This window comes from Vibrio lentus (assembly GCF_002875945.1).
Taxonomy (GTDB): Bacteria; Pseudomonadota; Gammaproteobacteria; order Enterobacterales; family Vibrionaceae; genus Vibrio; species Vibrio apostichopi.
Window position 1 is genome coordinate 1 of record NZ_MCZK01000131.1, and the last position, 8,472, is coordinate 8,472.

Annotated in this window: 10 protein-coding genes; 4 read left to right on the forward strand and 6 right to left on the reverse strand. The window is 39.8% G+C overall.

The genetic code is table 11. The features are described from left to right. Positions 1 to 260: 260 nt before the first annotated feature. Entirely contained in the window at positions 261 to 473 is a 213-nt protein-coding gene (locus BCT49_RS14630; protein ID WP_102436145.1) for a hypothetical protein, read from the forward strand. 251 nt (positions 474 to 724) lie between these two features. On the opposite strand, the gene BCT49_RS14635 is transcribed toward BCT49_RS14630, so the two are convergent. After that, positions 725 to 1,222 carry a replication/maintenance protein RepL gene (locus BCT49_RS14635; protein WP_241908088.1) on the reverse strand — a complete coding sequence of 166 codons (498 nt, stop codon included), beginning with the start codon at positions 1,220 to 1,222 and terminating at the stop codon, positions 725 to 727. Positions 1,223 to 1,794: 572 nt separating this feature from the next. Then, the gene (locus BCT49_RS14640) at positions 1,795 to 2,499 is read right to left on the reverse strand and encodes a hypothetical protein (protein WP_102436149.1); all 705 of its coding nucleotides are present in this window, start codon (positions 2,497 to 2,499) and stop codon (positions 1,795 to 1,797) included. A 1,349-nt stretch (positions 2,500 to 3,848) separates the two neighbouring features. Between BCT49_RS14640 and BCT49_RS14645 the strand changes: the two genes are divergently transcribed. After that, positions 3,849 to 4,520 (forward strand): hypothetical protein, encoded by a 672-nt coding sequence (locus BCT49_RS14645; protein WP_102436151.1) that lies wholly within the window; start codon positions 3,849 to 3,851, stop codon positions 4,518 to 4,520. A gap of 47 nt (positions 4,521 to 4,567) precedes the next feature. Here BCT49_RS14645 and BCT49_RS14650 read toward each other — a convergent pair whose 3' ends face one another. Together BCT49_RS14650 and BCT49_RS14655 are read right to left on the reverse strand one after the other, a co-directional pair. After that, entirely contained in the window at positions 4,568 to 4,906 is a 339-nt protein-coding gene (locus BCT49_RS14650) for a type II toxin-antitoxin system HicB family antitoxin (protein ID WP_102436153.1), read from the reverse strand. Beyond that, complete coding sequence (locus BCT49_RS14655; RefSeq protein WP_102436155.1) at positions 4,903 to 5,151, reverse strand: type II toxin-antitoxin system HicA family toxin; 249 nt, start codon at positions 5,149 to 5,151, stop codon at positions 4,903 to 4,905. The genes BCT49_RS14650 and BCT49_RS14655 overlap by 4 nt, the downstream gene beginning before the upstream one ends. Positions 5,152 to 5,345: 194 nt before the next feature. On the opposite strand from BCT49_RS14655, the gene BCT49_RS14660 reads away from it, so the two are divergent. After that, the gene (locus BCT49_RS14660; protein ID WP_102436157.1) at positions 5,346 to 5,585 is read left to right on the forward strand and encodes a CopG family ribbon-helix-helix protein; all 240 of its coding nucleotides are present in this window, start codon (positions 5,346 to 5,348) and stop codon (positions 5,583 to 5,585) included. Beyond that, the gene (locus BCT49_RS14665) at positions 5,575 to 5,859 is read left to right on the forward strand and encodes a type II toxin-antitoxin system RelE/ParE family toxin (RefSeq protein WP_102436159.1); all 285 of its coding nucleotides are present in this window, start codon (positions 5,575 to 5,577) and stop codon (positions 5,857 to 5,859) included. Before BCT49_RS14660 ends, BCT49_RS14665 begins: the two co-directional genes overlap by 11 nt. A 233-nt stretch (positions 5,860 to 6,092) precedes the next feature. Here BCT49_RS14665 and BCT49_RS14670 read toward each other — a convergent pair whose 3' ends face one another. After that, entirely contained in the window at positions 6,093 to 6,470 is a 378-nt protein-coding gene (locus BCT49_RS14670) for a hypothetical protein (protein ID WP_102436161.1), read from the reverse strand. Continuing rightward, entirely contained in the window at positions 6,470 to 8,080 is a 1,611-nt protein-coding gene (locus tag BCT49_RS14675; protein WP_102436163.1) for a methyl-accepting chemotaxis protein, read from the reverse strand. The genes BCT49_RS14670 and BCT49_RS14675 overlap by 1 nt, the downstream gene beginning before the upstream one ends. Positions 8,081 to 8,472 lie beyond the last annotated feature (392 nt).

Consider the following 8,472-nt stretch of genomic DNA (forward strand, 5'->3'; position numbering starts at 1 on the left):
TTAGCTCATGGTATTGGAACTACACCAAAGTAGTTAGCCCCATGCGGTTTGGTCAGCCGAAGAAAATAGACGCTCGATAACTGCGAGGCTCTTTGTAAAAACTTACTAAACGTCACTTTGTAGTAAGTCCCAATTAGAAGAACAGTCACATAGACGCTTGAGGCTTTGACAAGCCAATAGATGAGGTCGCTAAAGCTCCTTATTTATTCTTTCCATGAGCAACGTCTAAGATGACTCTATGGTTAAATTTAAGGATAAACATGACAACATGGAAAATGGCTAAACTCATCGTTTGGGATGGTAGATCAGAAAGCTATCACGTAGAGAACCACTACCGTAGTGAAGCCTCAGTTAAGTTTAAGCGTATATTTGAAATGGACTTAAGCCGAATCCTTGAACAGAAAAAGCCTTACGGTATAACAGCGTTTGAACTCGTAAATGAAGGGCATGTTGTTCTTTACACCGAAATCTAATCATCGCCATAAAATGATGCTTCACCTCTCAAAAACGGGTGTTCATTATTCCTATTATGTTAAACAGGCGAGTTAGCTACCAAAAATACGCCTCAGAGCCCCTCAAGCGCTCTTAGCAAAGATTTTGGGCACTTAATCAAGGCGATACGCTTCCATAACGCCTTGTAAGTTTGTGACGCTTTCAGAGCGATTTACAGCACGAATTAACATCCACTTTGCTTTAGAACAAAATAGCACTGTAATGGTTAAAACTAACGCTCGATCCTTTCTGAGCATTTATCTCTTTCTATTACAGTTGTAAATGCAATTCGGTCGCCATTAAATACAAAGTTAGGGTTAATAAAATAACGCCCTTTCCTTAAGGTTTTTGCGACTATTTGCGCCCTTTCAAGCTCATTAATACCTCTTTTAAATGTGGCTAAACTTAATCTCAAAGGCACTTTATTTTCTTTATGTGATTCTAAAAAGTCATCTAAAACCAAGTTATCAAAGTCAATTTCATCTTTGGATATAGCAGAATTCTGAACTACCCAAATCAACACATTAAATGCTTTAATTCCAGCAGAAGAAAGGTCAAAAGTAAGTGCTATATTTGCACCAAACAACTTAACAAATTGCTCACTATCAACTCTTTTAACCGTTGTTACATGTGTCCCATGAACCTCTCCCGTATTTTGATTGACTAAAACATCACTGTCCTTACCCAATCGAGATAGTTTTACCTGCTTTCCCTTAACTGGAATTTCCATACCCTCCAAAAAGGGGTTGATTTTGTACCTAACAAGACTCATTTGAAGCGCCACATTTGAGCTAATAAGAGCTATTATATATTCGGGATGGCTCAAAAACAACCTCAATTTTGAGCCGTGTTGGTAAGAGGGTTGAGCTAACAAGTGATCGATCCTGAAAATACGGCCTAGGTTTTATGCGGGCTACAGCGATTTCCCTTCTTAGTTCTTATCTCTACCAAATTAATCAGAATCAAGAAGGATATTCTGACGCCTTCACTTCGTTCAGTTGTCTGACACTCAGAATCACAAATTTGTGGACAATTTCCGCAAGCGGAAAACGCTAATCGCTTTGACACACAGATTTGCGCTTCTAAGCGCCATTTTTCATCAAACTTAAGGAAAGGTATTACTCTTGTCGTTAATCACGCTTACAGGTCGTTACGGGCGCAGGAAGTGGGCATGACGAGCTGTGCGAGGAGTCATTAAACGAGCGAAGCGAAAATCTGACTTGAAACGAACGAAAGATTTGGACTGCGTGAGGAGTGCTTTTAGCGAGCAGGGTGTTTAATCGCACCCTACAGAATGCTTTTTTATTTTAAAGGGGACGTTCGGGGTGATTTGAATCGTCCGTAAAACGATTTTCCTAACGTTTTATCGTATTCTTTGGTAAAGGATCGTTGGTATTCAGTTTTGAAGAGCTTAAATAACTGGTAAGCTTGCTTCCTCATTTCAGCAAAACAAGGCATGGTCTGAAGTAAAAAATAACACTGTTCAATTTTCTGAGAGTTTTTACTTCGAATAGCTCTATTAATTTGTTTTTCCCATAACGTGTAATGTTCGGAGTTAATCCGCCATGTCCAACGAGGTTTATTTTCTTTGGTGTATTGTTCTTTTTTTTGTAAGTAATTATCCCCTTTTAATACCGTTTGAGTTTGCCTGACGAGCTCATAACCGGTGATAGTGACACGGGTTCGTTTATCCGTAACACTTTTAAGGTTTTCGGACTGACTAACGACGCCCTCCCCATCGCTAACAAATAACCAAACATCGAAGTAATCACATTTCTTATCACGAAAAAGAATAACGGTGCTGTTCGGCTTCCCTTTTTTTTTGGCATACCAACGTTGCTGTTTTGTCGCATTAATTTGGTACCGATCTTCCCATTTGAATAAAACGGCTTTGAGTTTTATTTCTGGAATTTGTTCGTAGATATAACGGTGACCACCAGATTTAGCAACGGTGCTTTGGATGGTCTTCATCAGATCAGATTTATGATTGTGGATGACGTAATTCATGGTAGTTAATTTTAGGTTATTGAGACCACGTTATATTATAGGGAGGTTGAGAGGACGACAAAAGAGATTCCTATGTACTGCTAGAAAAATGCGAAAATTCACGTATTATTTTCGGTGGAGTGGGGAAACTTGCTTCGCATTAACCAAGTCATTAATGACTTGAAAGGAAAGCTTACTGGACGATGCCAATCGAACAGTGACCCATCAGCTTTAAGCTGACTGACTTAAAAATAGCGACAGCCAATCGCTAGAGTTTGTAGGGCTGCCATCCTACAAACAGTGTTGCCGAAGCCGTATACCCGTAATTGGGTTCGTACGGCTACGACGGGCGCTCGGGGGTGTAATCCCCCTGTTCGACCCAATCCCTTGAGGGTCAAGGAAGATTGGGCGACACGGAAACGGAGACACTGGTGACAGTGTGACTCCTGTTTGTATTGAAACGGTGAAAATCCGTAGTGAGGGCGGCTGGAAATGGTCGAACTCACTCCCAACGGGTGGGCTGCTGAGAGTATCGAGAGATACTAGGGGTGTGAGGTGAAAACTGGAACACTTGGTACTAAGGGGCGCAAGCTCGTTAGATCGCTGTATAGCTCAAGCCTGTCATTGCATCGGTAGACGTTGCATTTGGGTAAGTGGTATCAAGCCATGAGTGAGAGACTCTGGTAATGAACGGTGAATATTTCTTTTGAGTAAGGGAGATGCTTTGGAATCTCGGTCCCCTGAAAACTGTTAAGCAGTGAGCCGTAGGCTAGAAAGAAATAGGAGTTCGGTGGCGTGATACCCCGACAATAGAAACTAACGTGGGAATCGCAGCATTTCAGTGACAGGCTCGTTGGCACGACCTGGAGAAATGAAGCGAGGGAGATTGATTAAGTAGGGGCGAAAAACAAAGGGTGATATTACCGAATGCCTTTGTTGAGTTGGATACAATGTGGCTGGCAGCCATACCAATAAGAACCTGAAAGATCGAGGTAACACACAAGTCAGGCGAGAAATCGCTTTTATCAATCACTGGTCGAGTGGCATCGTCCAGTGAGCTGTCTTTTTAAGTTTTTAGCAGGCAAGTACGAAAATGAGAGAGTGTTACCGATGGTAAGATTCTTTACATGAAATAACAATTGCACTAATTACACACAACGAAAGCTTAAGCTTTTGTTTTAACTAATTAAAATTTCATTAATTATCACTAGCACGAAATCTAATATTCACGAAAATGCCCGATAACATCTTGTTGTCGGGCGAAGTTCGCGCACTTCGCACTAAGTGAACTTACGTTAAATATAATGACACAAGCATACTGTTATAATCCTATTTAGAGTGACCACACATCAACTTCAAAGGAGTTATATTTGAGCAATGAAAGGTTTACCCGTACAGAGGAAGAACAGAAGGAAAGCAAAGAAATATACGACAAATTCCGAGAGGAACTTTCTAAGCGACAACTCTTTAATAATGAAGGCTATGATAAGGCGGTTTTATCCCTATCAGCTTCTGGTCTAGCATTATCTTTAACCGCGATACGTTTCATCACACCATTAGAAAAATCTTCGTATTTGCTTCTTATACAGGCCTCATGGTTTTTATTTTTAATAACCGTAATATCATCAATAATAGCCTATCAGATCAGCAATAAAGCAATAAGTAAGCAACTAGAAATTGCTGAGAGATATTACATTCAAGCTTTAGTAAGCGCAGAAGCCGAAAGCAATCCATACTTAAAATTTAACTCATATCTCAATATAACCACTGGTATCTTTTTTTGCTTCGCAATAACATTTGTAGTTCTTTTTGTAACTCTAAATATCGAGAATCAAACAATGTCTAACAAAAAAACAATCCATAATGTCATAATGACAGATAGCGCAGATATGTTAAGAATGCAAACTGCCCCGAGTGGAAAGCTAGCAACAGCAAGTGCTGACATACCATCAATGCAAATGGCTCCGGGTATAAAAACAACATCGACTGGTCAGTCTTCCGCAGGTAATGGAAAAGAAACTAGCAAGCCCATAAAGAAGTAGTCCTTAACTAAATCTTTACCGAAAGAGTGCCTATCATGGCACTCTTTTTATCTGTAATGTTCTCTAATCAGCTTCTCTTCGATAGCTTCTTTCACAAAAGAGTTAATACCTCTATCCATCGCTGCTTCTACGATTTCACGGTGAAGCCTACCACCCACTCGAACATTAAAAGATCCTTTACATGGTTTTTGTGGCTCTCTTCCTAGCTCCTCACAACTGGCAAGGTATTCATCAACCGATACCTTAAATTCATTCTCTAATTGTGAAAGGGTTGAGGCTTCATACGTTACGGTATCTTTAATGAAAGCCAAATTACCAAACAAGATCCCTGCATCCATATCAGGCTCAATCGTCCCTAGATATCCTTTATATTTCAGATAGCTCATAAGAAACCCTCATTTTTCAAATGTTCTTTGACCGATTTAAGAGCACCACCCTTAATTTCATTTTCAGGGTGAGGCTTATGCAGCAACAAGAGAGCATCTTTTTCTTTGTGATAAAAACGAACTCTTGAACCCGCCATTTCTTTCTTCACATAACCAAGAGAAACTAACAAAGAAGACAGTTCATTCCATGCAAAAACTTTTCTAGCGTTGGCTAGGCTTAACAGCAACTTGTCTTTCTTGCCCATTACATATCTCAACTAAACAATTAACCCAAGCATAACTGCAACTAAATTTAGTTACAAACCCAAAGCAAGGAAGCGGGTTAAAAAGTGACGTGCAACCACTCGATAATCTGGTAGTTATTATTCCTATTATGGTAAATGAACACTTTGTATTACAATGTAAGCAATGTAAGCAATGTAATACAAGGAGACTTACCATGCCATCTATGTCAGTCAGAATCCCCGAAGATATCGAACAAAAACTAACACTACTTGCAAAATCCACGGGGCGAACAAAGTCATGGATTACCAACCAAGCAATTCAAGATTACCTAGTTCGTGAGCTTTGGCAGATTAATGAAATCAAAGACGCTCTGAATGAAGCTGATTCGGGACAGTTTGCCAATAAGGAAGAAGTGCAGGATGTCTTCTCTAAGTGGGGCGTGAATGCAGATTAAGTGGCTGAGAAAAGCCTTAGTCAACCTAGAGCAGTCCGCGGAGTATCTACACGAACACAACCCACGATCATCACGTGAATTTGTTCAAGAGGTCTATGACTTAACAAACCTCTTAAAAACAAATCCAGCTATGGGTCGCACAGGCCGAGTGTTTGGAACAAGAGAGCTTGTCCTAAATAAGTATCCATATCTCATACCTTATCGAGTCAAAGATAACTGTATTGAGATTTTAAGAGTATTCCCGACTCGCATGTCTCAACCTGAGTTTTGGTAGTAATAGTTTGATGCCAATAACGAAAAAAGCCTCCCGTATGGGAGGCTTTTTTGTATCTTAATCTCGGTGCACTAAGTGTCATTACGTTAAATTCAAGCAAAATCTACACACATCAAAAACCTGTTCTATACTCATAAGGCAGCAAAAATTGAGTTTTCATATGCCCTCCTTGCAAAAACACCTCCAGATCGGAGGTGTTTTTGCATCTAAATCTCGGTACGCACTAAGTGCCGTTATGGTAAATCAGCGTAAAGTCCGAGCAGCACTGTATGTTCATTCAGTAGATCTTTTATTTTCTTAGTGTAAGACTCTTCCACTCCCGAATAACTAACCTCAATAGCAGCTAGCTTTTCTTTTTTTTGCCCAATTACCGTCTGGATATCACCACTTAAAGATTGAGATTTAAGCAATTCACGAGTTAAAACCAAATCGGTTTCTAAAAAGAAAATTAGTGATAGCACAGCCTCTTCAACTTTGTTTTCTGGAGAAAACCCCTCGATATGAACTAAGTCGTGAGCAATAACAAGACAATTAGAACAACTTCGACCAGAACCAAGTAAAATCAGCTCAACATCACCACGATAACAAAAAACACATTTATTCTGATTCATTATTTGTCTACCTTGAAAAAACTCAATTCAGAACTCAACTCTTTCGTCACCTCTACAACCGAGTCGCAGGCTTTAACTGTACTTTCAATCCCCTCGATATTCTGCTGAACCAATATGCTCATATTTTCCAGCTGACTTGAAATATCGGCAGTTACGGCACTTTGCTCTTCCGAAGCAGTCGCAACGATAGAGTTCACCTCTGAAATACTCGATACCTTCTCTGATATGGTATGAAACGATTGAGCGAGTTCACCGGTTGTCGATTTAGTGACAATCATTAACTCTACATTGCGCCCCATAGATTCATCCGCTTTCCTTGATTGCTCTTGAAGCTGTGCAATGATTTCTTGAATATCAATCGTAGATTGTTGAGTCTTACCAGCTAACGCTCTAACTTCATCCGCAACAACAGCGAAGCCTCGCCCCTGTTCCCCAGCTCTAGCAGCCTCTATAGCGGCATTTAGAGCCAATAAGTTCGTTTGCTCTGAGATGTTATTAATGACATCTACCACGCTGCTAATGCGCTCCGAGTGCTCTCGAAGTAAATTAACTATCGTCTGAGTTTCAGATATTGATTGAGATATCTCCTCAGTTGTATCGGTAGAGTTCTTAAGGGTGCTCTGACTCTGTTGGATTATCTCATTCGCTTCCATGGCCGATTGTTCCGCCCTTTGAGCGTTATCGGCAACATCCCTCGCTGTTGAAGATAACTCAGTAGATGCGGTTGCAATTTGCTCTACAGAAGATTGCTCATTTAGAGAATTACTTCGGCTAATTTCAACAAGCTCAATAGACTCATCTTGTTTTTGATTAATAGAGTCCATACTGGTGTGAACTTGGTACAAAGTAGCACTAAGTTTCAAAGACAGTCGAGACAACGACTCTGAAATAGAATCTAATTCATTATTCCCTTGTTTAATATTAACTTGAGATAAATCCCCCCCCTCTAACGCTCGGATCCAAGTAACGAGAGAAGGCAAACTTCGTAATTCACGCTTCACCAAAAATAAAGAGAAGCCAGTGGCAATAGCAGTAGAAAAAGCAACCAAAAACCATGAGAAAACAGAGCTTGAGTGTAGATTTTCCTCTGATTTCAACAAAACCTCTTTAGTGACATTTAGCTGCAATTCAATCAAAGACCCAACATCTTCTCCCATATCATCAATCAGTACATACAGCTTAGTAATCATTTCCTCATTACTCATAACCAAAGACCTATTTTCATCAAGTATCCTTGGTACTAATTTTTCTACCTTATTGACTTTCTCCACCAAGCTTTGAGCAAGAAGATTTTCTTCTTGAGTTAATGATGTCAGGAGATATTTAGATAAAACCTGATCAGCACTTTCCATTGCAGAAATAACCCCCTCTTCAAAAACATCACGCTCCAAAAGTCCAACATTGAATTTATTCGCAGCATCAATGACATCCACGGCATATAAATCAGAAATTAGTTTCAAATCTGACAATGGTACAACTCTATCGTCATACACAGAATGAAAGTCTCTCATGACCTCATCAGAGGTTTGGTTTGCGATAAAATTTCCTATAATAAGAAAAATAGAAAAAATAAAAGGAACAACTAGTAACTTTGTAGATATGCTTTTCATTAATAACTCCAGACTTTTCTGTGATTCTAGTCACACCATTGGGAGAGGTAAAGTTATACTTATTTTGATGTTTATTATTCCTATTATGTTCAATTGCCCTTAAATAACAGGCACAAAAAAGCCGGTGACCTTGCGATCTCCGGCTCTTAGGAAGTATTCTAGTATTCGCTTAGAAGCTGTACTAGCAATGCTTAGTGACATAATCATTCTAGTACAGGTGGGCTAGCCTTGTCACTACCCACTGAATACCATCCAACGACAGAAATCACTTCTAAGCCAGCGCAGCACTTCCAGACGGTGTATTGATGACTCACTTGACCGACATACTTTAAAGCGAAGCTGATAGCCTCCTCTTAAAGTAATCACGAACTGGTGACGAGATGAAACGAGTT